The organism is Acinetobacter lactucae, assembly GCF_001605885.1.
In the GTDB taxonomy this organism is placed as follows: domain Bacteria; phylum Pseudomonadota; class Gammaproteobacteria; order Pseudomonadales; family Moraxellaceae; genus Acinetobacter; species Acinetobacter lactucae.
On the sequence record NZ_LRPE01000002.1, the window covers coordinates 19,589 to 42,992 of the forward strand.

The following is a 23,404-nucleotide window of genomic DNA, read 5'->3' on the forward strand; positions in this document are numbered from 1 at the left end:
GGAGATCATCATGCGTATTGCAGTTACTGGTGCATCAGGTCAACTTGGCCAACTTGTTATTTCTCAATTACTCGAACGTACTGAGGCAAAAAATATTGTGGCATTAGTCCGCAGCCCTGAAAAAGCATCAGACTTAAGCGCAAAAGGGGTAGAGGTTCGTGCTTTTGATTATGTTCATGATGCAGATAAACTTTCAGCACAATTGGCTGGTATTGATAAGCTTTTATTAATCTCGTCAAATGAAATTGGTCAACGTACAGTACAACACCAAAATGTGATTAATGCGGCAAAACTTACGCAGATAAAATTTATTGTTTATACGAGTTTATTAAACGCAGATACAACGCCGCTTCTATTAGCAAAAGAACATGTTGAGACTGAACAATATTTAAAAACGTCGAATATTCCACATACAGTATTACGTAATAACTGGTACAACGAAAACTATGCGATTGGACTTGCCCAAGCAGTTGAGCACGGCAAAATTTTAGGGGCAACGCATCACGGGAAAATTGCTTCTGCTTCACGCTTAGACTATGCGACTGCTGCCGCTGTGGTATTAACTCAAGAAGGACATGAAAATAAAGTTTATGAACTGGCAGGTGACACGAGTTATACCCTTGATGATGTTGCAAAATGGGCAAGTGAACACAGTAAAAAAGAGGTAATTTATCAAGACTTATCAGAAGAAGAATATAAAGCGATTTTGATACAATTGGGTATCTCAGAAGGGTTTGCTAATATCTTGGCAGATTCAGATGAAGGTGTATCTAAGGGCGGCTTATATAGTGATCGCAAAGACCTACACCAGTTAATTGGTCGTGCCACTACGAGTATGCAAGAGACGATTAAAGAATTTTTATCTTAAGTCGATGCTATAACTCTTATCTAAAAAACAAAAAGGTTTAAATCATTAGTGTTTAAACCTTTATATTAGTTTTTATATATGTCTTTCGAAATTGGATTGGTGTCATTCCCGTCCATTTCTTAAAAGCCCGTGTGAAATTTGTAGGTTGTATATAGCCGAGATAAAGTGCAATTTCTTGTATGTCCATATCACTATGAAGTAACAAATGCTCAGCTTCTTTCTGCTGAACTTCTTCAAGCAATTGCAGATATGAAGAGCCGACTTGGTTTAAGTGGCGCCGTAAGGTTCGGCTAGACATGTTTAAGCGAGTTGCAATTTCATCAAATGAGGGATAACCCACCTGTGGTTTTAGGTTTAATTCCGCTCTTACGGTCAGGCATATATCCTTAATTTGCTCGGAAAAACGGATTTGTTCAGCTTCACACTGTGCTAGAGCTTGTTTAAAAGCAATTGGATCTGCCATTTTAATGGGTAAATCTAGAAGCTTTTGGTTATATCGAATTTGATTAGTTGCTTGGTTAAATCGAATAGGCGGTAATAGATGTTGATACGCTTTGTGATAGCTAGGTTCGGGCCAATCTACCCATAACTCAATTTCGGCAAAGTCATGTTCTATCAAAAATTGGCCAGTTTGAATCACGCCAATCATCAAACATTCATAAAAAAATCGTCTAAGTGTTTCCGCTTGTTCGGGTTGATTGCTGATAATCGGATGAGTTTCGTTAATTTCAATAATAGAAAAATCATTATTTTCATGTAAAGCAATACGATAATCTTTTAATCGCATGTTAAAGAATTGCGTTGAAACCTCAATGGCCTGCCGTAAGTGTGGACTACTCATGAGGGCATATCCCATAGGGCCATGAGCAGTTAAACGTAGTTTTAGACCATATTCATATCCCAAGCCAGAATCTTTTGCCAAGACCAAGCTTTCCCACGCCAGTTTAGACCACTGTACAGGGGTAATTCGTGCATCTAGTTGATCTAAAAGGTTTAAAGGAATTTTACTTTTTTTCAAAATTTCAAGCCCAGAAAATCCTTTATCGACCATGATTTCTAATAACAAATGCGCATAAGAAATGGGAATGCTGGCTTTGGAAAGCCCATACGGATCTTTCATATTGATTTTATTGTGGCCGAAAATGATTAGTAGTATGTCTGAACTACACCTCACGCTCAAGTTAAAAGTTCGGAATAATCAATTTAATGTATTTTGAGCATGAATTATGAGCTTACCCATTCCACTATCTTCATCACGAGTTGTGATTACAGGTGCTTCATCAGGCATTGGTGAAGAGTTAGCAAAACAGTTTGCTATACGAGGTTATTCATTGGTTTTAGTCGCTCGCCGTATAGAAAAATTAGAGGCTCTCGCTGAAAAATTAAAAGCTCAATATCAAATATCAGTAGATTTATATCCATGTGATTTGGGTCATAGAGAAGCCAGAACTAAATTTCGTCATTATTTAGAAAATATTGATGTTGCCATTCTTTGCAATAACGCAGGATTTGCGACTTTTGGTTGCCTGCAAGATTTAGATGCAGACCGTGAACGTGAAGAAGTAGAAGTCAATGCTGTGGCAATTCACGACCTAACCTTAGCTGTGTTGCCACAAATGATTAAAAGAAAAGCTGGGGCAATACTGATTGTAGGGTCTACTTCTGGCCATCAGCCGACACCTGCAAATGCAACTTATGCAGCAACAAAAGCATTTGCAAACTCATTTGCTGAGTCGTTACACAGCGAGCTCATAGGGACGGGTGTGAGCTGTACTTTGCTTGCTCCAGGGCCGACTAAAACTGGTTTTAATGAGGTTGCTGGTATTACAAAAATTGATGGTGTTGGAGGAGGACTTGTTTGGGTAACAGCAGAACGAGTAGCTAAAGAAGCTATTCAAGGAATGGATCGTAATTGTCGAATTGTGATTCCAGGTTTCGTGGCACAGGCCCAAACCTTGGGAGGACGTTACACGCCGCGCATTATTTTGCTGCCTATTCTTAAGCAAGTTTTTTCGAGATTAAGCTCATGAAACAGTTAATTAATGACTTACGTGTGCCTGTGGGTTTAGCCAATCTTGGAAATAAGCTGTATCACAATGCCCACTATTTGACTGCTGTAGTTGAAGTCGATGAAAAAGCGATGGCGCGTTGGTTACCGTCTGGAATGACACTCGTTAAACCTGCCAGAGCCGATTTGTTTTGTGCTTATTTCCCCGAAAATGTCTATACGGGCGCTTACCATGAAGCGGGTCTATTTGTTCATATTAAAGTTGGCAACAAAACTGGAATCTTTTGTCCTTGGATGATTTTGGACGATGACCGCGCCATGATTATTGGCCGTGAGTTGCTCGGCTACCCTAAAAAGATGGGTGAAATTAGCTGGGAAAACGATGGCAAACGCATTTTAAGCAAAGCTTCACGCCGAGGCACCACACTTATTGAAATGGAAGCCACGCTGGGTGAAGTCATTAATGATGCACCTCCAATTTTAGGATTACCGCATCGAAATATTACGGGTGGACTAGGAATTGGTTTACCACGTGAAGTTCGATTTACCCCCAAAGAGCATGCTGTTGAAGTGCGTCAGGTTGAAATGAACCTACGTTTTACCGGCACTGCAAACGATCCTTTACACGATATGGGGTTAGGCAAGATTGTTGAGGCCAGATTACATCGCGTTGATTTGTCGGGAGGGCTAATTCCACCGATTCAAATACCTAGGTTACGCACGCCGTTATTTTTATTACGTCAGTTTAATCCACGTGTTTTATAACTGGAGAATAAAGAATGAATGCTTTTTTTCAGTCACAGCCAACCCAAGATTTTTCTAAAATTTCAGCATCAATTGATATTACAGTGCGTCAATTAGACTTATCTTTTCCAGATGAAATACCAGAGTTTTGGTTTAAAGATAACCCTTTGCTGACTATGTTGTTTACTGCCTTATCGAGTGCATTTCCAGATGGTGAACGGCAGTTTATTTATAGTGTGCGTAATTATCAGGACAAAATTAGCGACCCTGTTTTGCTTAAACAGGTCCGAGCTTTTATTGGCCAAGAAGCACATCACGGTAAAGAACATGATGCACTAAATGCTGTGATGCTTAAAAAAGGTTACCCAGTTGAACGCATTTATAAACGTTTTAAAAAGATGAACCGTATGTTGCAGCAACGATTTTCTATAGAACATCAATTGGCTTGCACGGTATGTATGGAACATCTAACAGCAATTTTAGCGGACTATTTTATTCGTATCGCGCCTGAAGATTTAGAGTTGTTTGATGTTCATTTGCGAAAAATTTGGGCTTGGCATGCCATTGAAGAAACAGAACATAAAGCTGTGGCGTTTGATGTTTATCAATCTTTAGTGAACAGACCTTACTTCTTGCGGTTAGTGATGTTAGAAACCACGCTTTCTTTTCTCATAATTACCACCAGAGGAACAAAAGAGCTTTTAAAGGCTTCGGGTAAGAATAAAGATTTTCAAAGTCTATACGTGGGTTTGAAATATTTGCTTGGCAGACAAGGGGTTATTCGAAAAATTAGTCGAGCATATTTAGATTTTTATTCGAAAGATTTTCATCCTTGGCAGCACGATAACCGTGAGCAAATGATGAAATTAAAAGATCAATATCTGCATTAATTATTTTATAAATTTAGGAAGAAAGAAAATGACAAAATCTAGTCCGAAGCCCACATTAGCCAGCCCTTTAACTTTAGCGTGTGGCATTACCATTCCAAACCGGATCACTAAATCTGCCATGAGTGAGCAACTTGCCGATCGATATGGTTCGCCGACCACTGACTTGCAACAGTTGTATGCAGCTTGGGCCAAAGGTGGAGCAGGGTTACTGATTACAGGCAATGTCATGATAGACAGTCGTGCTTTTGTAGAACCAAGAAATGTGGTTCTAGAGTCGGCAAAGTTTTTGCAAGCAAATAAGTTATGGGCTCAGGCTGCTCAAGCACATGGCGCTAAAATTATTATGCAGATTAACCACCCAGGTCGTGTTGCAGTTTTACCCCTTTTGAAAAAACCTATAGCACCTTCGGCAGTTGGGCTTGATTTACCAGCCATGAATATTATTCGCATACCACGTGCAATGACCGAACAGGAAATACATGAGCAGATCAATCGATTTGCTCAAACTGCTCGACTTGCCGTTGAGGCTGGTTTTGATGGGGTACAGGTGCATGCAGCCCATGGCTATTTACTCTCACAATTTTTGTCACCACTCTCAAATGTTCGAAACGATCAATGGGGAGGAAGCCCTGAAAATCGACGCCGTATGTTGATTGAAACAGTTCGGACTGTACGAGCTGCAATCGGCAAAGACAAAATATTAAGTGTAAAACTCAACTCTGCCGACTTTCAAAAAGGAGGTTTAAGTCAGGAAGAATCTCTCCAAATTGCATTAGCTTTAGACGCGGAAGGTATCGATCTATTAGAGATTTCAGGGGGGAATTATGAGTCTCCAGCTCAGCTTGGATATGCGCCTGATCGTTCTATTCAGCGTGATGCATATTTTATTGATTATGCCACTGCACTTCGCAAACAAAGCAAATTACCACTCATGTTAACTGGAGGGTTACGTAACACTAGTTTCATGAACCAGATTGTATCCGATGGTATTGTTGACCTAGTAGGCATGGCGCGACCATTTGCAATCGAACCAGATTTGGCAATCAAACTATTGGCTGGAAAATCTATCGCTGAAACAGTAGACGTTCCATCAGTGGGGTATAAACCCGTAGATGCATATTTACAGCTTGCATGGCATTTAGCTCAATTCAGCCGTATTAGCCGAGGGCAACCACCTAAACCAATTAAAGGGTTGTTACGAACAGTTATGTCATTTGGCCCGCGAATGGGCTGCAACATTTTAACTCAGAAATCATGATATTGTTTTATATGTGTATTTTAATAGCTTGTATCATCTATTGCTGAAAGCCATTTTTGAAATTAAACAGATTTACTCTCAGGCCTACCGTATGGCAATTGAGTATAGAAAATGGCTGCTTTCAGAAATTTTTGATCTGTTGTTTAGTTTAGAATCTCATGCATTAAAACCCAATGCCATCATAGTTTTAAACCTAATTGATGGCTTGATTTTCCAGATTTTAATTATTATCTATCGCCATTTTTCCAAGCGGATTGTACGTGATTGGCAATAGTGGGATAGTCCATAACGAAACGTACATGAGTCTCAACACCTGTTTTTAAGGTCGTATCATCTACAATAAATTCTGGACTATGATTTGGAGCTGCTTTACTCATGTCTTGATCTTTAGGGGTAGCACCCAGTGAGATATAAAGAGATGGCATAAGTTTGCCATAATGTGCAAAGTCATCACTCGCACTGGCATTGGTGTCCATTCGATGCAAATGATTTTTACCTACTGTATTTTCTAAAGTAGGTAAAATTAATTGAGTGAGCATCTTATTGTTATAAGTTACAGGGGCATAGGGAGAAAGTTCAATGTCTGCTTTAACATTATTTGCCAGCGCAGTATGTGTGATCATGTCAGGTAATTGTTGAAGAATATTTTGACGGATCTCTTCGCTATTTGTACGAATGGTTCCTTCCATATCAACTTCTTTGGGAATAATGTTGGCAGCAGTTCCGCCAGAAATATGTCCTACTGTCACTACGGCCATACCTTTAGTTAGATCAGAACGGCGACTAACCATGGTTTGAATATTGTTTATAATAGCAGCAGAAGCAACAATTGGATCTCGACCAGCCCATGGCATAGAAGCATGCACTTGTTGTCCGGTCAGTTTAATCCGAAATTCATCGGCACTATTTAGCATAGCTGCATCTTTATAGAAAATACTGCCACTTGGAATACCTGAAACAACGTGAATACCAAACATAACTTCAGGTTTTGGGTTTTTTAATGCACCATCCGCAATCATCTTTCTCGAACCAATTTGGTCACCTTGACTAAAACCTGCCAAATCAGCAGCTCCTTCTTCGGAGGGTTGAAAAACAAAAACAACAGTGCCTGCAAGTTTATTCTTATTTTCTGAAAGTATTTTTGCTGCACCCAATAGCATAGCCGTATGTGCATCATGACCACACGCATGCATTACGGGTTGCAGCTCTCCTTGATATTGTGCTTTTACTTTGCTTGCATAACTCAAATTTGTTTTTTCTTCTATTGGTAAGGCATCCATATCTGCTCTTAATGCCATGACAGGACCGGGCAGATCGCCTTTTAAGATTCCAATAATCCCTGTTTTGGCAAATCCTTTTCGAACTTCGACACCATAAGACTTCAACTCATTTTGCACTAATTTTGAAGTGTTAAACTCCATGTTGCCAAGCTCAGGATGTTCATGAATATGATGACGAATTTGAATGGTTTTTGATTCATTTTTAGAAACAGAATCTTTAATCCAATCGGCAAAACTGGTCTGAGTGGTAATGAGTAGGGGTGCCACCAATACTAATTTATGAAATCCTTTCACCGTCTTTTCAAAAGATTTATTCAATAAACAATCCATGTTTTGCCTCAGTAGTCAGTTCTTATTCAGAGGAGAACAAACGGTCAATATGCCCAGTTCTCAATATTAAATTTTGTGATAAAGCGTATTTAGCGTTATGGCTATACATGGTTTAAATGCGTTAAATGTATAATCACAACCTAACATGTATATACAACTTTGTGCTGGTAAAATAGCTTATTTTCTAAAAAGAAAGCAATAATTATCTCGTCCATCTTAGTATTTTTATTAAGTTAAACTTATAGACATGTACAGGAACTGATTCATATAACATTTGAAAAAATAGAGGAGGAAGCTTGTATTTCTAAAACAGTGTTCAATATTACTTTATATAATGTTAAGTTGAATTACCTAATACGATGAAAAACAATAATTAATTAAATATTTTCTAGCCAATTTCACATTGACACTTCAAATATTGAAGATTACCATTTGCGGGCTGGCCTACATTGCCAGTCGGTTTTGACGGACCGAGTTTGTAAGACCACATCAGAGTTATTCCTTCTGAGGAATACTTATATGTGCACACCCCGTTCCCTCCCGTAGCGGTAGGACGGGAGTGGGACACCTTCGGGTGTGCTGGAGTCTTACCCAGTCCGTCAACCTGCTTCCGTTCTGCCACCATAATTTATAATGTTTCGGCAGAACTCCCAATAGAAGGAGTTGGCTATGCACATTCATCATTTATTGGCAGACATTGCCAAGGTCTACAACGACACAACTTAAATCACTTTAAAGCAGCTCGATCGCCGTTAGGCTTTTCAGGCTTTAAATCATTACGTCTAAAACTTAGCAACAATAAAACTTGAGATGTGCCAAGCACAGTCTTTACGGCTTTGCTATGCCTTTTTTTCTCCCAAAAAAGTATCTCATTTATATACAACAAAAATTTATTTATAACGGTAAAACTATGCCAACTTTAGAAAAATCTTCAAAAAAATTACAAGTCATCCATACCGCAATAGAGCTATTCAACAACTATGGATTTCACAATACGGGCGTGGACTTAATCGTCAAAAAATCCAAAATACCTAAAGGCACTTTTTATAACTACTTTCACTCAAAAGAACGCCTGATTGAAACGTGCATATCTTTTCAAAAAAGCAAACTTAAAGAAGAAGTGCTGGCAATTATTTACTCAAGCCGTTACCGAACTTCAAGCGATAAAATCAAAGAGATTATTGTTTTACATGTCAATTTTAATAGCCTGTACCATCTATTACTGAAAGCCATTTTTGAAATTAAACAGATTTACCCTCAAGCCTATCGTATGGCAATTGAGTATAGAAAATGGTTACTTCGAGAACTTTTTGATCTAGTGTTTAGTTTAGAAACTCATGCATTAAAACCAAGTGCGGACATGATTATAAATCTTATTGATGGTTTGATGTTCCAGATTTTAAGCTCAAAGAGTTTGGAGGAAAGGGATGTGGTGGTGGAGAGGTTTTTGGGTGGGATGGGCCGTTAATAGTTTTTTATTATCACGTCTGCTATTAAAGATAGTTAAAACTGAGAATTAATTATTTCATATAATAAAATTTTAAATTATTATATTTAAAAGCATTTTATACCAGTCGATAAAAAAGAGTAAATTTGATGACACTTAATAAAACTATTTTTCTTTTTCTACTTTCAGGTCTTATAGTGGGCTGTGGTGGTGGAGGAAGTAGCGATACTGTTGTCACAACAAAAGATGAAATTCTTAATACAGAGTTTGATAATACTACTTCTTACAAATGGGGATCTATTCAGTTTGATACAACATTTGTTGAGATTACAAAGAATTCAAGAAATGGAAATATTTGGTATGCTGATTATCCTAAGTTAGATAAAGGTACAGAACCAGATATTGGACGCTTAATGTTAAGTACAGATGGCCTTTATAGACCTGATGAGACGAAGTATCCATTGGGTTATAGACGTTATATTTTGAGATCTACTTCACAAGATGGAACGACACTTAGAAAAACTCCTTATAACAAAGATGGTCTAAAAAATATTGTTATAGAAGAGAAAGGACGCTGGGTTGATTTAAAAAATGTCAGGATAAGTGACAGAACCGCTGTATATTGGAATCTTCTTGCAGAGAAAATTCCTACAAGTGTATTTTTTCATCCAGAACTTATTGGTGATCAGTTTAAAGATTTTTTAGCTTTAACTAAGAAAAATATATTTCCAGCAGGAGCGAAATGTTTTCAGGTTGAAAGAACAAGCTATTCAGTACCTTATTATGTAATCACAAATACGGACAGCTTGGCTTTTGTTAATGGTGTTAGTGTTAATAACCTTTCAAATTATATTTCCTTAGCCGGAAGTAATGCCGTTACTGGAAAATGGGGCAATGTACAGTGGGCTTATTTAAATACTGAGGCAAATGATCCTAAGTATTATACGATTTCGGTTTATATGAATATAGACAATAAATTAGCTTCAGGTTATTGGCAAAAGAATCCTAATACTTCAATTGAGACTTTAGTTGCAGGTTATGAAAGATCACTTGATTCAATTAATAATAATATTGATGTAATTTCGTTCCAAAGTGCGATTGAAGAAGCAAAAAATGAATGTACTTACTATAATTCAGTTGCTTCTCAAAAAATTGAATCATTGATTAATCAGACTTTATTGAATTAATTTCAGATGTTTTTATTCTCAAAAATGAGAATTTAATTATTGAAATTATATTCTCATTTTAAACTTTATTGTGCTTAATTATTTTTGAAGATCATTTAAATGAAAAAGACCAAATTAATAACTATTCTGGGCATAGTTTCCTTCATGTTGTCAGGCTGTCTACAAATGTTTCCTCCTACCGTAGCTGAGATAAATCCTGGAATTTATCAACTTCATGCTCAAAGCAATGCATTTGGTTCAAGAGATGCTTTACGATCAAAGCTCATCAATAAGGCGGAAGAAGTATGCAAGAATAAAGGTTTTGATGAGTTAGATAGTAATAACAAAATTGTAAATCATCACACTGCCTACAATTCAGGAATGATTATTCCGGTGAATACAAAAGCAGCGATTTTGAAAGTTAAGTGTAAAGAATGATGTAAAATGAAGTTAATCTATTTGGAAACATCTTGTTTTGAAAGGATGCTCTCTTATAGAGCCTATTTTCTGTGTAGGTTATTATAGGAGGGGGAATTAATATGGTCTGGAATAATATAAAGATATTCTCATTCTGAAGCTTAAAAAGCTCACAAAGATGTGATTCTTTATATTACACACTGCTTAAAAAATATACAGAAACCTCCCTAAAACGAGTTGGAACGCTACAAACACGAATGATACTTTAAGTTTCACTCTTCCCAATAAGTGAGGTGAGCAATGAAATTGTTAGCTTTGATTAGTATGGGAGTTGCAGCGAGTTATTGGTATAAAACTATAAAAGATAGCAAGCCAACTCTTCTGAAACCTAATTTTGATGAAATAGTAAAAAACTTTGTATTAGCAGAATTTAAAGGCTAATGCATTTAATAATCCTAATTGAATAAAAAGCTCATCGGAAGATGGGCTTTTTTATTGTTATGGATCTTAGAATTTCTTTTTAGAAAAAACACCTTAAGATACTTGTTTATTTAGTTGTACTGAACTAACAATGCATTAAAACAGGAGTGTCAAAGTATGAAAACAAGAATTGGCTACATTCCTAATGAGGAAGATGAAGAAGAATCTTTAATTACCGCAAAGATTGACTCAGAAATTGGAAAATTAAGGAAAAAAAGGGATGAACAAACACTAACCTATACGGATGAGGGGAAAGATATTCAGCATAAAATTCAAATAGAATCTTCATTGAAGAGTTGAGATTAGATGTTCACCAATTATATTGTTAATTAATTATAAAAAACCTTAAATTTTAAAGGGTATTAAGAGCTATATTTACATAGCAACTATAGTGATTACATTTGATCATATTATTGTTTCATTTTTTGACGTTAAATTTATCATAATTTCATAAAGAGGGATCTAAGCGTAAGAAGACTTTTAAATCTCATAACTATAAGGAGATGGAGATGCCAAGATATTTAGCTATCGCAGATAAGGTATATAAAAAAATAAAAAATGATAAGTTATATACGGAAAATACAGTTGAGAACTTAAATTGTTTAATCAGTGAAATCCGTAAAGCTATTAAAGATACTGAGTTTAAACTTAAACATAATTTTATCAATTTTGAAGAGTGTCTCTCAAAACCATTAGCTGAGTGTGAAGTCAAAATTGATCTGTCTCTTATGCCTAGGTTTCAAAATGAAGATGAGTTCATTTTGTGGCTAGCAGGCTTTATTGAAAGAATAACAATCGGTGGAAAGCCAAAACTTCCTCCTATATCTCAGATGATACCAAAAGGTTTTGAATTTAATAAAGACATTAAATCTGTACCAACCACCCCACAAAAAGAAGAAAGTGTTGAAATGATAATAAATTATTTTAAATCTGAGGATTACCTTAAAAAAACAAAAATATCTTCGTGAGAAGCATATGGAAGTGTGTGCATCATACTTCTATATACTGCTGAAAATATTACAGCAACCGCCTCTGGGGCGGTTTTTTAATTTAATTTTTTAGCTTCAAATAGAGCTAAATCATTTAGGACGCTGAACAACATGGGAATTAACCACAGAGTGAAGTCGCAAAAGTAGATGACCAATTTTTATCATGAAAAAAATAATACAGCTCAAAGAACGGCGTGATATGGTATGTGAACACCTCCAAAAATAAGGATTAGATATGTCAGACAATACAACGAAATGGCTTTGTGTAGGTGGTGCACTAAGTGGAGAGTGGAGAGAGCAGCAATTAGAAGCTTTTGATGTTGATCCCAATGATTTAAATACTCATAGTTATGAACCAATGAAACTTATTAATCCTGTTACCAAGGCAGAACAGCATTTCTATGTATATACGGAGTTACAGGAACAGGCATATGATAGGGCCATAAATTTTGCCTTATATAAAAATCAATAAGGATGAGAGAGCACTGAGGTGCTCTTTTTTATGAGAAGATAAGGACTGGTTAAGTGGAAAAACAATTAAAAAAGCCCCTCATATCTGAGAGACTAGTCATATCAATTTTCTGGGATGAATGGCTGCAATTTCTTAAATAACTAAACAAATCAAATTGATAAAAGTAGTTAATAGTATAATAAATCAGTGCACTAATTTATTCTTAATAGTAGCAAAGCCTTAAAACAACTTAAGGCACTGTTAATAAGAAATTATTTGTTGTTCGGATCAGGTTGATCATTATTCTCTGGCAGATCTTTTACGGTGCCAGGAACTTCTGATGGTTGAGTTTCAGTAGGGGGTGTGGTTGCAGAATGCTTTTTTATTTGAGCTTTAATGATATTAGCGTGGTTAGTTGTATTTTGAGAAAAACTTTTAAAACCTGACATTTTTATCTTCTTATCTTTACTAGGGAAAGCCCATAGTACGCTTTAAATGCCTTTACATTGCGGTAGTTTTAAGACTGATATGTGTTGATATGTCATAGAAATAGGCTTTATTTCGACTATATATTTCATAAATAAAATCAATTATATACAACTCGTTGAATCCTTTCCTTTAAAACTTGGAATTATGCTATCCATATTTCAAGTAGGGGTACATAAAGCACACATATATAAATTTTTTCAAAGTAGTGAATGGATAAATTTTAAAAAATCACTCAATCTAATTGTCTACAAAATATTGATAGTATAAAAATTTTGTTAAGCATACTATGTCTGATTAAATTGGAGCATATTAATGCTAAAAGACATTACCATTATTGATTATCAAGGAAAGGAACTAAGAGCACAGGCAAGCTATAAAGAAGTAAATACTAATAAAATCAATTATTCATCTAGAGTTCAAAGAACCACTGTTGAATATATTTTGTTAAGAGGGGAATTTATTTACCCTACTTCAAATATGGTTTTCAACAGTTCCGATGGCAACAGCTATTATATAGAATATAAATGACTCACTTAGGTGGGTTTTTTAATAGTTGATTTTAAAAGGATAATGATGCGTTCTACTTTGATCCAAAACCGAATTTTTTTAATTTTGCTGAGTTTTGATAGATATAGATGAAAACAGTAATGCAAAAGTAGAAGTAAGCATTAGATAGAGTAATAATTTCTCTTCTTTAACTCATGATATATTGATAGCAAGTGGATAATTAGAAAATTTAAAAGATATGAAAATATATATTTGTGTTGGTCTCTTGATAAGTCTGCTCTCAGCTTGTTCAAATAATAAATTAAATTCTGAGATTCCTAAACAAGTTCAAGGAAAACAACAAGATCAAAAACTTAAGCCACCAGGCACTAGCACAAGTAAAGAATGGGACTCGTCTTTTGATTGTGATCCTATTAAAGTTAAAAATCTTATTGGTAAAACTGGCTTAACAGACAAACAAGTTCTGTCGATGACAAATGCGAGAGTTTATCGAAGTGCTTACGTTGGAGAACCAGTTACAGAAGAATTTCGCCCAGACAGAGTTACTATAGTAATCGACCCAAAAACAAAAAGAATAGTGGCTAGTTCATGTGGTTAATTAATTAAGAATACCTAAAAACTAAAGTATTGATAACAAATTCTTGATTGTAAAAAGCTCTAACTAATTTTATTTTTGAAGAGAAAAAAGGAGTTAATTATGAAAAATCTTTTATTGATTTTGACTGTGTTGAGTGGGTTGAGTTTAACAGCTTGTGCTGTACATACTCGTGAAGGAAGTGTTGTGGTTGATCCAGATGGTCGCTTGATTGACGGTGGCTATCATGATGGACGAAGTCATGGCCGTTTTTGTCCTCCTGGACAAGCGAAAAAGGGGAATTGCTAAAACTTAAAATAATTACAGTATGAGTTAGGTTTTGCTTGGAACCTCCTTTTGGGAGGTTTTTTGTGTTTAAGTCAATTAATAATAAAATTCCGCTAGTACTTAGCTGTTAAGCACCCGCTTCTCAAGCATTTCCATAAAGGTTTTTAATAATTCAGCTTTACATTCAGATGTAGAAATTGCTACATCGTTCTCAATGAAGTAGGAAAAGTAATTGATTTTTAAAATTAATTTATATTGTAGTAGGATTTAATAATCTTGTAGACGTTTTCCTATCTAAGATTATCTAGATGCTAACAAGATCCTCAATAATTCTAATTAATATGGCTTAAATAGAGGAGGATATCTTAATTCTGATAAATTTTATTTTATGCAAATATAAAGAAAAATTGAATAATATGTTTTTTTATGTAAAATAAAGTTCTTATACGTACTTTTCTGTATATGTGATGTTAACTAGAAATTTTATAACTTCTTCCCTTATTCTTTTTGCAGGTTTTCACCAATATGTTTATGCAGTCGAAGATGTATCTTTGCCTAGTCAGGTGCTTCAAGATCAACGTTTAAAAGAGCTTAATCAGCAACTACAAGACCAGCTTGCCCAGCAAGCACCTTATCAAAACACAAAACCCTTACAGGATTTTAAGCGTCTGATTGTTGAAGAAAGCCCATGCGTAACGGTTAAAAAAATTAGTCTTGTCCCTTTAAATGATCAGTCTGAGTCTGACTTACATCAATTTAACTTTGTGGTTAAGGCCATAAAAAAACACCCACAGAATATTTTGGGTAGATGTATTGGAACCAAAAGCTTACACAACATTGTCAACTATGCCCAAAACGAACTTTTAAAAAAGGGTTTTATTACCAGTCAAATTGTTGTGAGTCCGCAAGACTTAAATCAGGGTAATTTAAACCTGAGTATACAAATCGGACGCTTGAATAAAATCATAATTCAAGAAGGGAAAATCTCGTCATTACAGCTTAAGACTGGCTTGCCCTTTAAAGCGGGTGACATTGTAAATTTAAAAAGACTTGATCAGGGTCTGGAAAACCTAAAACGTGTCTATGCGGTAGATATGCAAATTACTCCCGCAAGTGCTCAAGATAAAGAATTAACGGGTTATAGTGATTTAATACTCAAACTTCAACCACTACAAAAAGTTAATTTCAATTTAAGTATAGATGACTCGGGTAATCAGGACACCGGTACCTACATGGGAAATATCGGGTTAGGCGTCAATAATCCATTTCATTTAAATGATATTTTATCGTTAAACGTGAGTCATTCATTAGATGACTTTCATGAAGACTTAAACCGAAGTTACTTTGTTAGTTATCAGTTACCTGTTGGTTATTATGATTTAGGTCTTAGCTATAATGACTACCAATATAAGCAAACAGTCTTAGGTGCGAACGGTCCACTGCTTTACCATGGCAACAGCCAACAAGCCAACCTGAATTTGTCTCGTGTGATTAGCCGTAGCGGACAACATAAAACCAGTATTTACGGGAAGATTTATCATAAAGAAAGCCAAAGTTTTATTGATGATATTGAAATTAGCGTACTACACCGTAAAACATCAGGCTGGAATTTAGGCGTTCAACACCGTCAATATTTAGGAAATGCGGTATTCGATAGCAGTATTGATTACCGTCGTGGGATGGGGACAAATGCTTGGACAGCACCTGAAGAAAATATTACAGATAATAAGGGAAATCATCTTCCTGTTGAAGGTTACTCCCGTGCTCCACTTTTAAGTGCCGATTTACGTTTTAGTACACCATTTCTTTTGCTCGAAAAACCTGCTCAATATCGCTTTAACTGGCGTGGACAATATGCACCGAAAATTTTAGTACCTAACGACCGCTTTTATATTGGCGGGCGCTATAGCGTGCGTGGCTTTGATGGTGAACTCATGCTTTCCGGAGATAACGGACAGTATGTACAGCAAGAAATCAGCTTGAATGCACCAATTCCTAATACCCAGTTTTATATGGCAGTCGATCAGGGCTGGGTCAATGGTCACAATAGCATACCGGGTCAACGTTATTTACTCGGAAGCGTCTTAGGGCTACGCACCTATCAAAATAGTTTTTATCTGGATGCCTTTACAGGTCGGGGGCTAATTGCACCTGACAGCATAAAAAAAGACTGGGTTACCGGTTTTAGTATCAACCTTTCTTATTAATTTACTTTAGAAAAGACTTTATTCATGAACAAGAATAGTTATCGCATTATTTATAGCAAAGCACGTCAAATGTTTGTGGCTGTGGCTGAAAATGTACGAAGCCAAACCAAGACATCGGGTCAAAGTGAAGCTAGCTCCCAGAACCAAATTAATAATACTGAATCTCAGGCATTTCATCAGCTCTGGCAAGTGAAAGCACTGGTTGCCAGTATAAGTTTGTGGATGCCTTTAGCACCAGTTTATGCAGGTATTGTAGCAGATAGTGCTGCAAATGCTGCGAATAGAGCAGTCATTGCTGCGGGTAAGAACTCAGCAGGTACAGTTGTTCCTGTCGTTAATATTCAAACTCCAAAAAATGGGATATCCCATAATATTTATAAACAGTTTGATGTACTGGCAGAAGGTGCTGTACTGAATAACAGCCGTCAGGGTGCTACAACAAAAACAGTAGGAAACGTTGCAGCCAACCCGTTTTTAGCTACAGGTGAAGCACGAGTTATTTTAAATGAAGTAAATTCATCAGCGGCTTCACGCTTTGAGGGCAACTTGGAAGTTGCAGGGCAAATGGCTGATGTGATTATTGCCAATCCATCTGGTATTAACATTAAAGGTGGTGGCTTTATTAATGCCAATAAAGCAATTTTTACCACAGGGAAGCCTCAGTTAAATGCCGATGGCAGTATCAAGCAGTTTACGGTTGATCAAGGAAAAATTACGGTTTCAGCAAATCCTAATTCTAAATTTGGACTAGGTGGAAATAATAACGATGCAAATTATGTAGACCTCTATGCCCGTGCATTAGAACTCAGTGCTGAACTTCGTGCTAAAAATGATATTCAGGTCATTGCCGGGGCAAATAATGTCAGTGCAGATTTACAGGATGTTACGGCTAAAACTGGTACTGGAACCGCACCGACATTAGCGGTAGATGTTAAAGCGCTTGGTGGGATGTATGCCAATAATATTTACTTGATGGGAACTGAAAAAGGTTTAGGCGTGACTAACGCAGGGACTCTTCAGGCAGTCAACAATCTGGTGATTACCAGTGCCGGAAAAATTGAACACAGTGGCACAATCAGTTCGACCAGTAAAACCCAGGGTTTAGTAAACATACAAACAACGGGTACTGGTGCAGCTGCCGATATCAACTCATCAGGCAGTATTAACAGTAATAGCATGCTAAATATCGATTCAGGCAATAACCTGAATGTAAATGCTAAAGAAATTATTATTAATAACGGTAGCTTGGCTTCCTCTCCTTTAATGATCAATACTAAAGGTAATTTAAATTTAGCGGCGAATAGTCGAATTTTTAATGATGCGCAGAGCGGGGATGTATATGTTGATGCAGCGAACATCAATCTGGCAACTAACGCAGGCATCACCAGTAACCGTGGTACAGCAAGCATACAGGTACAAAAAGACTTGGTTGCAGCAAAAGACGCAAAACTGATTGCTGCCAAAGATTTAAATGTTTTAAGTAATGGTAAGTTATCACTTACAGAGAACCATATACAGGCATCTTTAGGTTCAATCAACTTACAAGCAAATTCGGCTAATACCCAAAATATCATTGATCTTCAAGGTGGAACGATTTATGCGGGTAAAGATTTAAACCTCTATAGTTCAGGAGATTTAAATCTAAAGAATCTTGGATTTTCACTTGAAAACGCTGCGACACGTGTCAAAAACATTAAAGCCTACAGTGGACGTGATCTGGTCTGGAACAATGCTGACAAGGCACTTCCACTTATTACAGGCATGGTTCAGCTGGATGCAGCCAATAATTTAACTGTTACAGCAAAAGAAATTTCTAACAAAGACAGCATTCAACTCCATGCCAATCAAATAGCACTCAATAGTGCACTGACCTCACAAAAAAATATTGATGTGAGTTCTGAAATTGCTGATCTTGTTTTAAGTCAGGCACTCAAGGCTCAAGGTGATATTAATCTTACCGCACTAGCTGGTGGAGTTACTGCAAATAGCTTAAAGGCCACATCTTCGGCTGGAAAGATTTCTATACTTGCGAATAAAAATATAAATTTAAACTCGACCCAGACAAGCAAGGCGATGCCTTCAGCTGATAAAGATGAACTAACAACTGATCAGTCCATTATTAGTGGTTTAAAAGGAGTAACGCTTGGTTCTATTGGTGATGGCACAGTGAACTTGCAATCAGTACAAGTTAATGCGAGTCAGGGCGATATATTAGTTTCAAGTAATAATGGAATAAATTTAAAGGCGAATACTGATGTAGTTGTTACTGCAAATAAGGGCCAAGTTAAAACGGTAAATAATATTCTAAAGGGACAAACCGTTTCGATAGAAAATAGCAAATCCGATATTAAAATACAAAATACAGATCTAAGCTCAACGGTTGGTAAACTTGCGATCAATAGTAGAGCAGGCATGAGTACAATTATCGACAGCGTATTAACGTCAAAAGGTAATACTGAACTCTATGCAAAAGATTTACTGACTTTACAGGGTGTGAATGCTACATCAGACCAGCATCTGGCGGTAAGTTCTGGTCGTACGGTTTATAGCAATGCTGAGTATACGCCAGCGACCAAATGGATTGCGGATAAAGTCACTAACTTAACATCTAAGGGTGTTACCTCTGTAACCGCTACAGGAAACCAGGTATTACAAAATACAAATTTAACCGGCGGGGCTGTTTTATTAGAGGCGGGCGGGTTTATTACAGGCCAGACTGGATTGAACTTAAATGCGGTTGGAAGTGAGTTACTCAAGAATGATACAAAGTTAAATAGCCTGAATGGTGACCTAACAATTCAAACCAATTCTAACTTAACCATTGATCCTAAAGTTTATAGTTTAAAAGCAGTGGGTGATATTGAACTTGTTTCTAAAAACGGTAATCTGACTTTAATTGGACATAGTGGAGAAGATGGGATTGGTTCTGAACGAGTTGTTAAGCTTAGTACACTAACCGGAGGAATTAGTTTAGAAGGAACAAGGGTTGAATTACAAGGTTCTGAGTTGGTTGCACAAAAAAACATTAAAATTTTAGCAAATAATGATGATGTTCAGGTAAGTGCTATTAAAAATAAACTCAATAATAATAAGTTGTCAGATGGCAATAAGTTGTTGGTTGATTTAATGGAAATAGATAATAAATTTAAGAAAATAAGTATTAATAATAAATATACAGAAAGTTTTCTTGCTGACGTTAAAATTCTTGAAAATGCGTATGATATAGCTTTTCATTTTAATCCTTCTGCTTATGAGCAAGATGCTTCTTATCGAAAAGGAACTGATAAAGATATACAATTTTTTAATGAGTTTTATGATGGTTTTGTGAAAAAATATAGTGATATTATTGAGCCCAATATATCTTCTCAGCAATTAAATGGAACAAAATATTCTACTCAAATTTCAATAGCTGTTCCATTTGGTGATGGAGATTATGCTCGCAAGGAAGATATTTTAAGCCCAAATGGTTATTTTAAATATAAATATAATCAAAATGAGATTAGAAGTGAAATTGATTATTTATCAAAATTAAATGGATACGAGCACTTTAGCTCCAAATTAGTTAGTAACATAGGGGATATTGATATTAATTCATCAAAAGGTATTTCTATTTCTGGTTCTGAATTAATGTCTAAAAAAGGACTAGTGAATATCGAAGCACTTGGAGCATTATCTCAAAATTATACAAGTACAGTACAAGGGAAGGATAAAAAACCTAAGACTCTTGGAGCAAGTGTTATTATTGATGGTTCACAGGATTTTTATGATAAAGGCAATGAAAATGATGAAAATTATAGTATGAGAACACTAGTTATCCCTACCATTATTAATGGAGATAAAGGAGTTAACATAAGAGCGGTAGGGAAAACTAAGGATGATAATTTGGTTTTACAAGCTACTGGTATTATTGCAAAAAATGGTGATGTAAAAATAGAATCAAATAAAAGTATTTTATTTGATGCCGCAGTTGAACAAAGTTATGACCGTACAATAACTACTGAAAAGAAAAAATCATGGGGTGGTTTAAAGAAAAAATATATTACTACTGTTTCTGAAAATAATGAAACAAATGCGGCATCAGTTGATATTTCTGCAAAGAATATTTCGATTGAAACGAAGAAACTAGATCCCTCTGTAGATGCTAAGACACCAGATAATAATATTGATATTTACTCAGGTCGTTTCACTGCTAATGGTGGAAAAATTTCGATTAACTCTGGTGGTGATCTTAATTTTTACACAGTAGAAGAGAGTTCTAGCAGTAATGTAGATATTACAAAAAAATCATCATTTGCTAGTATTAAATACAATACCTCTAAAACTAATGCAACACGTACTCAAGTTAGTGAATTACCTGCAACCTTAACAGCAGATTATATTGGTACACAATCTGTTGGGGGAACACGATTGGTAGGAACTGAATTTGATTATTTAAAAGATATAACAATAAAAACAGGAGGAACACTAGAGTTAATTGCTGCTAAAACTTCTATTACAGAGTTGGTGAAAAAAGAAAAAAATTCTGTAGTTTGGCAGTCAATGCAAGATAAAGGCTCAATTACTGAAACTGCTCAATTACCAAGTTTTAACGGTCCAGTTTTACCTACCTTTAAAGCGGCAGGTGGTTTAAGTGTACAAGTTCCAATTAGTGAAAAAGACGCTAATAAAGTAGAGCTACGTGATGCGATTCTTGATTTATCTAAAAAACCAGGGAACGAATATTTAAAAGAATTAGTAAACCGAAAAGATGTAGATTGGCAAACAGTTTTATTAACTCAAAAAGATTGGGACTATAAACAGCAAGGTCTTACTGCTGCTGGTGCTGCAATTATTGTGATTATTATAACGATTGTAACCATGGGTACAGGAACTGCTGCAGCGGCAGGTGCGGCTGGAGGAACAGCAGCAAGTGGTACTACAGTTGGTCTAGGCGCAAGCATGATTGGAACTGCTGGTGTGACTACGACTGCAGCAGGTGCAATCGTTCCATCAGCTCTAGGTGCTATGGCGAATGCAGCTGTTACAAGCTTAGCAACACAAGCAGGCATTAGTTTAATTAATAATGGCGGAGATATTGGTAAAACACTAAAAGATTTAGGAAGTAAAGATTCAATTAAGAATTTGGCAGCTTCAGTTGTTACAGCAGGATTAATGAGCCAAGTTAGTACTGCTTTAAATTTAAAACCAGATAGTACAGTTTTATCAGATAGATTATTAAATAACTTTACAAGTTCAGTCGGTTCTACATTAGTGCAAACTGCTATTAAGGGTGGAGACTTAGAGGAGAATCTTAAAGTTGCTCTACTTTCAGGACTTGCGGGTGCTTTACAAGGTGAGTTGGCAAGCCAAATAGGTGATAAATTAGATAAAGTAGACCCAAATGTATGGGAATATACTATTCATAAGATTGCCCATGCAGCAGTGGGGTGTGCAACAGCCGCTGCAACCAAGCAAAGTTGTGAAGCTGGTGCAATCGGAGCTGGAGTGGGAGAAATCGTTGCTAGTTTAATGCCAGGTCCAGTCAATGGTATAGAATACAATGAAGAAGAAAAATTAAAAATTAGAAATACTGGAAAGATTGTTGCTGGAGTTGTTTCTGCATACTCTGGTTATGATGTGAATACAGCAGCTAATTCTGCAGATATAGCAATACAAAATAATTCATTAGTAAAATTAGCTTCTACTGCTGGTAAGATTTTAGTTAAATCATTAGATGAGTTAAATGCTTTTAGAAAAGCAGGAAAAAACTTTACAGTTAATGATCTGAAAGCTTCTATTAAAAAGCAAGGTGCAGATGAGCTGCTTGGTATGGCAGATGATTTATATAGTATCTTTGCAAGAAATACCTCAAATTTTGATAGGGTTATGGCAGCTATTGATTTAGTTGTTGGAACTGATTTAAAGAAAAGTAATGGTATTGCTTCTAGAAAAGTAGAAGAATTGATTCGCGATAAAGCATTTGTCCAAAGTTTAGCTGGAAAAAATGTCAATACGCCAGCTCTGCCTAACACACCATATCATCCAGACATGGTATCTCTTAGAGCATTAACCCAAGCAGAAAAAAATGCGTGGATTACTCAGTTACCTCAAACTATAGTTAAGCAGAAAGTTACTGTAGGTGGTAAAGCAATAGATGTCGATCTAACAACAACATTAAATCGTATTGTTAATAATAAGCCTTTAAATAGTCGTGATGGAATAAAATATCAAAATATTTCAAAACCATCTATACCTTATAAACAACCTGGTATGCCTGTTTCAACAGGTAAAAATTTTGAAGAGTGGACTGTACCAACACCCGGAGTTGCTAGTAGAGGTAATCAACGAATTATCATAGATAGAGATACTGGAATGTTATATTACACACCTAATCATTATGGCACTGCACAAACAGGAGCAGCCAATACTTGGCGTGTATTAGGAAAATTACCTTAATATTTTTAATATAGGAGTTGTGGTGTGAAAAGTATAAAATTGCAAGATGATATGTGTCATTTTTTTTCTGAAATAGATAATAGTGATAAGCTAATTATTAATATTTCCTTTGATATTTCTGATTTTGAATCTGAACAAGAAGCTTATAATTTGTTTGGTGAAAATATATATGGTAATGGTCGGGAATATTTAAATGATATTCTTGTTAATACAAAATGTTTTGGAGGTAATTTATCTTCATTTCATGATTATTTAAGAGGTTATTTAATTGGTATTTTCTCTGAAAAAAGAAATGAATTATTATTAGTTACTATTACTAATAATAATAATAAAGATATCGATGAGGATTGGTTGGCTTTTTTTAATATTTTGGTACAGACTTTTTTTGATTCAAGTCGGGATGTAAAGTATGGGGATTATATGAGTTTAAGGTTATCAAGAAATATAGTTGTTAATATGATGGACTATTTTTCATTTTTAATTTCTGATTATAACAATAGACCAAAAGATGAAGTAGATGCTGATGGTAACTATTTATAATATTTTTAATTTTATTAATTTATTTAGAGTAAATTG

Annotated in this window: 22 protein-coding genes and 1 pseudogene; 20 read left to right on the forward strand and 3 right to left on the reverse strand. The window is 35.7% G+C overall.

From position 1 onward, the window contains the following. The first annotated feature begins 10 nt into the window (after positions 1–10). Positions 11–868, forward strand: a complete 858-nt coding sequence (locus tag AWW73_RS00635) for an SDR family oxidoreductase (protein WP_062848437.1) — start codon at positions 11–13, stop codon at positions 866–868. Between the two features lie 52 nt (positions 869–920). On the opposite strand, the gene AWW73_RS00640 is transcribed toward AWW73_RS00635, so the two are convergent. Further along, positions 921–1,988 (reverse strand): AraC family transcriptional regulator, encoded by a 1,068-nt coding sequence (locus tag AWW73_RS00640; RefSeq protein WP_062848438.1) that lies wholly within the window; start codon positions 1,986–1,988, stop codon positions 921–923. Positions 1,989–2,094: 106 nt separating this feature from the next. On the opposite strand from AWW73_RS00640, the gene AWW73_RS00645 reads away from it, so the two are divergent. The 5 genes and pseudogenes from AWW73_RS00645 to AWW73_RS19110 all read left to right on the forward strand — a co-directional run. Further along, complete coding sequence (locus AWW73_RS00645) at positions 2,095–2,898, forward strand: SDR family NAD(P)-dependent oxidoreductase (protein ID WP_062848439.1); 804 nt, start codon at positions 2,095–2,097, stop codon at positions 2,896–2,898. Then, entirely contained in the window at positions 2,895–3,641 is a 747-nt protein-coding gene (locus tag AWW73_RS00650) for an acetoacetate decarboxylase family protein (RefSeq protein ID WP_062848440.1), read from the forward strand. Before AWW73_RS00645 ends, AWW73_RS00650 begins: the two co-directional genes overlap by 4 nt. Before the next feature lie 14 nt (positions 3,642–3,655). Next, positions 3,656–4,510 (forward strand): metal-dependent hydrolase, encoded by an 855-nt coding sequence (locus tag AWW73_RS00655; RefSeq protein ID WP_062848441.1) that lies wholly within the window; start codon positions 3,656–3,658, stop codon positions 4,508–4,510. 28 nt (positions 4,511–4,538) lie between these two features. Continuing rightward, a complete protein-coding gene (locus AWW73_RS00660) occupies positions 4,539–5,768 on the forward strand; it encodes an NADH:flavin oxidoreductase/NADH oxidase family protein (RefSeq protein WP_062848442.1) in 1,230 nt (409 codons plus the stop codon). Position 5,769: 1 nt separating this feature from the next. After that, positions 5,770–6,042, forward strand: a pseudogene (locus AWW73_RS19110) (TetR/AcrR family transcriptional regulator); the annotation flags it as partial. Here the strand turns inward: AWW73_RS19110 and AWW73_RS00665 are convergent. Further along, positions 5,996–7,378 (reverse strand): amidohydrolase, encoded by a 1,383-nt coding sequence (locus AWW73_RS00665; protein ID WP_062848443.1) that lies wholly within the window; start codon positions 7,376–7,378, stop codon positions 5,996–5,998. The pseudogene AWW73_RS19110 and the gene AWW73_RS00665 sit on opposite strands and share 47 nt — an antisense overlap. 521 nt (positions 7,379–7,899) lie before the next feature. Here AWW73_RS00665 and AWW73_RS18875 point away from each other — a divergent pair. From AWW73_RS18875 to AWW73_RS00700, 8 genes are all read left to right on the forward strand, one after another. Continuing rightward, positions 7,900–8,187, forward strand: a complete 288-nt coding sequence (locus tag AWW73_RS18875; RefSeq protein ID WP_155860455.1) for a hypothetical protein — start codon at positions 7,900–7,902, stop codon at positions 8,185–8,187. A gap of 101 nt (positions 8,188–8,288) precedes the next feature. Further along, positions 8,289–8,846 (forward strand): TetR/AcrR family transcriptional regulator, encoded by a 558-nt coding sequence (locus AWW73_RS00675; protein WP_050589413.1) that lies wholly within the window; start codon positions 8,289–8,291, stop codon positions 8,844–8,846. Positions 8,847–8,974: 128 nt separating this feature from the next. Further along, entirely contained in the window at positions 8,975–10,012 is a 1,038-nt protein-coding gene (locus tag AWW73_RS00680) for a hypothetical protein (protein WP_062848446.1), read from the forward strand. A gap of 99 nt (positions 10,013–10,111) precedes the next feature. Then, positions 10,112–10,429: a hypothetical protein gene (locus AWW73_RS00685; RefSeq protein ID WP_031948392.1), complete on the forward strand. Its 318-nt coding sequence runs from the start codon at positions 10,112–10,114 to the stop codon at positions 10,427–10,429. Between the two features lie 279 nt (positions 10,430–10,708). Beyond that, positions 10,709–10,849, forward strand: coding sequence for a hypothetical protein (locus tag AWW73_RS18285; protein ID WP_081409434.1), 141 nt, complete (start codon positions 10,709–10,711; stop codon positions 10,847–10,849). Positions 10,850–11,005: 156 nt separating this feature from the next. Then, positions 11,006–11,188 carry a hypothetical protein gene (locus AWW73_RS00690; protein WP_062848447.1) on the forward strand — a complete coding sequence of 61 codons (183 nt, stop codon included), beginning with the start codon at positions 11,006–11,008 and terminating at the stop codon, positions 11,186–11,188. 209 nt (positions 11,189–11,397) lie between these two features. Beyond that, positions 11,398–11,856 (forward strand): hypothetical protein, encoded by a 459-nt coding sequence (locus tag AWW73_RS00695; RefSeq protein ID WP_062848448.1) that lies wholly within the window; start codon positions 11,398–11,400, stop codon positions 11,854–11,856. Between the two features lie 256 nt (positions 11,857–12,112). Beyond that, positions 12,113–12,349: a hypothetical protein gene (locus tag AWW73_RS00700; RefSeq protein ID WP_016140926.1), complete on the forward strand. Its 237-nt coding sequence runs from the start codon at positions 12,113–12,115 to the stop codon at positions 12,347–12,349. A gap of 251 nt (positions 12,350–12,600) precedes the next feature. Here the strand turns inward: AWW73_RS00700 and AWW73_RS19010 are convergent, their stop codons facing one another. Next, the gene (locus tag AWW73_RS19010; protein ID WP_171254625.1) at positions 12,601–12,777 is read right to left on the reverse strand and encodes a hypothetical protein; all 177 of its coding nucleotides are present in this window, start codon (positions 12,775–12,777) and stop codon (positions 12,601–12,603) included. 352 nt (positions 12,778–13,129) lie between these two features. Between AWW73_RS19010 and AWW73_RS00705 the strand changes: the two genes are divergently transcribed. The 6 genes from AWW73_RS00705 (at position 13,130) to AWW73_RS00730 (ending at position 23,368) form a co-directional block, all read left to right on the forward strand. Beyond that, complete coding sequence (locus tag AWW73_RS00705) at positions 13,130–13,345, forward strand: hypothetical protein (RefSeq protein WP_016145359.1); 216 nt, start codon at positions 13,130–13,132, stop codon at positions 13,343–13,345. Positions 13,346–13,562: 217 nt separating this feature from the next. Continuing rightward, on the forward strand, positions 13,563–13,922 hold the full coding sequence (locus AWW73_RS00710; protein ID WP_171254626.1) for a hypothetical protein: 360 nt from the start codon (positions 13,563–13,565) through the stop codon (positions 13,920–13,922). Between the two features lie 99 nt (positions 13,923–14,021). After that, positions 14,022–14,207 carry a hypothetical protein gene (locus tag AWW73_RS00715; RefSeq protein ID WP_031948387.1) on the forward strand — a complete coding sequence of 62 codons (186 nt, stop codon included), beginning with the start codon at positions 14,022–14,024 and terminating at the stop codon, positions 14,205–14,207. Positions 14,208–14,653: 446 nt separating this feature from the next. Next, positions 14,654–16,393 carry a ShlB/FhaC/HecB family hemolysin secretion/activation protein gene (locus AWW73_RS00720; RefSeq protein WP_062848449.1) on the forward strand — a complete coding sequence of 580 codons (1,740 nt, stop codon included), beginning with the start codon at positions 14,654–14,656 and terminating at the stop codon, positions 16,391–16,393. A 24-nt stretch (positions 16,394–16,417) separates the two neighbouring features. Further along, positions 16,418–22,828: a two-partner secretion domain-containing protein gene (locus AWW73_RS00725; RefSeq protein ID WP_081409435.1), complete on the forward strand. Its 6,411-nt coding sequence runs from the start codon at positions 16,418–16,420 to the stop codon at positions 22,826–22,828. A gap of 24 nt (positions 22,829–22,852) precedes the next feature. Further along, positions 22,853–23,368 (forward strand): hypothetical protein, encoded by a 516-nt coding sequence (locus AWW73_RS00730; protein WP_062848450.1) that lies wholly within the window; start codon positions 22,853–22,855, stop codon positions 23,366–23,368. The last annotated feature ends 36 nt before the right edge of the window (positions 23,369–23,404 follow it).

Bases quoted from the DNA above. Each gene is read 5' to 3' on its own strand.
- AWW73_RS00715 (WP_031948387.1), top strand. From the start codon at position 14,022: ATGAAAAATCTTTTATTGATTTTGACTGTGTTGAGTGGGTTGAGTTTA.
- AWW73_RS00650 (WP_062848440.1), top strand. From the start codon at position 2,895: ATGAAACAGTTAATTAATGACTTACGTGTGCCTGTGGGTTTAGCCAAT.
- AWW73_RS00705 (WP_016145359.1), top strand. From the start codon at position 13,130: ATGCTAAAAGACATTACCATTATTGATTATCAAGGAAAGGAACTAAGA.
- AWW73_RS00675 (WP_050589413.1), top strand. From the start codon at position 8,289: ATGCCAACTTTAGAAAAATCTTCAAAAAAATTACAAGTCATCCATACC.
- AWW73_RS00665 (WP_062848443.1), bottom strand. From the start codon at position 7,378: ATGGATTGTTTATTGAATAAATCTTTTGAAAAGACGGTGAAAGGATTT.
- AWW73_RS00680 (WP_062848446.1), top strand. From the start codon at position 8,975: ATGACACTTAATAAAACTATTTTTCTTTTTCTACTTTCAGGTCTTATA.
- AWW73_RS00695 (WP_062848448.1), top strand. From the start codon at position 11,398: ATGCCAAGATATTTAGCTATCGCAGATAAGGTATATAAAAAAATAAAA.
- AWW73_RS00700 (WP_016140926.1), top strand. From the start codon at position 12,113: ATGTCAGACAATACAACGAAATGGCTTTGTGTAGGTGGTGCACTAAGT.
- AWW73_RS00685 (WP_031948392.1), top strand. From the start codon at position 10,112: ATGAAAAAGACCAAATTAATAACTATTCTGGGCATAGTTTCCTTCATG.
- AWW73_RS00655 (WP_062848441.1), top strand. From the start codon at position 3,656: ATGAATGCTTTTTTTCAGTCACAGCCAACCCAAGATTTTTCTAAAATT.
- AWW73_RS00640 (WP_062848438.1), bottom strand. From the start codon at position 1,988: ATGAAAGATCCGTATGGGCTTTCCAAAGCCAGCATTCCCATTTCTTAT.
- AWW73_RS19010 (WP_171254625.1), bottom strand. From the start codon at position 12,777: ATGTCAGGTTTTAAAAGTTTTTCTCAAAATACAACTAACCACGCTAAT.
- AWW73_RS00725 (WP_081409435.1), top strand. From the start codon at position 16,418: ATGAACAAGAATAGTTATCGCATTATTTATAGCAAAGCACGTCAAATG.
- AWW73_RS00635 (WP_062848437.1), top strand. From the start codon at position 11: ATGCGTATTGCAGTTACTGGTGCATCAGGTCAACTTGGCCAACTTGTT.
- AWW73_RS00710 (WP_171254626.1), top strand. From the start codon at position 13,563: ATGAAAATATATATTTGTGTTGGTCTCTTGATAAGTCTGCTCTCAGCT.
- AWW73_RS00720 (WP_062848449.1), top strand. From the start codon at position 14,654: ATGTTAACTAGAAATTTTATAACTTCTTCCCTTATTCTTTTTGCAGGT.
- AWW73_RS00690 (WP_062848447.1), top strand. From the start codon at position 11,006: ATGAAAACAAGAATTGGCTACATTCCTAATGAGGAAGATGAAGAAGAA.
- AWW73_RS18285 (WP_081409434.1), top strand. From the start codon at position 10,709: ATGAAATTGTTAGCTTTGATTAGTATGGGAGTTGCAGCGAGTTATTGG.
- AWW73_RS00660 (WP_062848442.1), top strand. From the start codon at position 4,539: ATGACAAAATCTAGTCCGAAGCCCACATTAGCCAGCCCTTTAACTTTA.
- AWW73_RS00645 (WP_062848439.1), top strand. From the start codon at position 2,095: ATGAGCTTACCCATTCCACTATCTTCATCACGAGTTGTGATTACAGGT.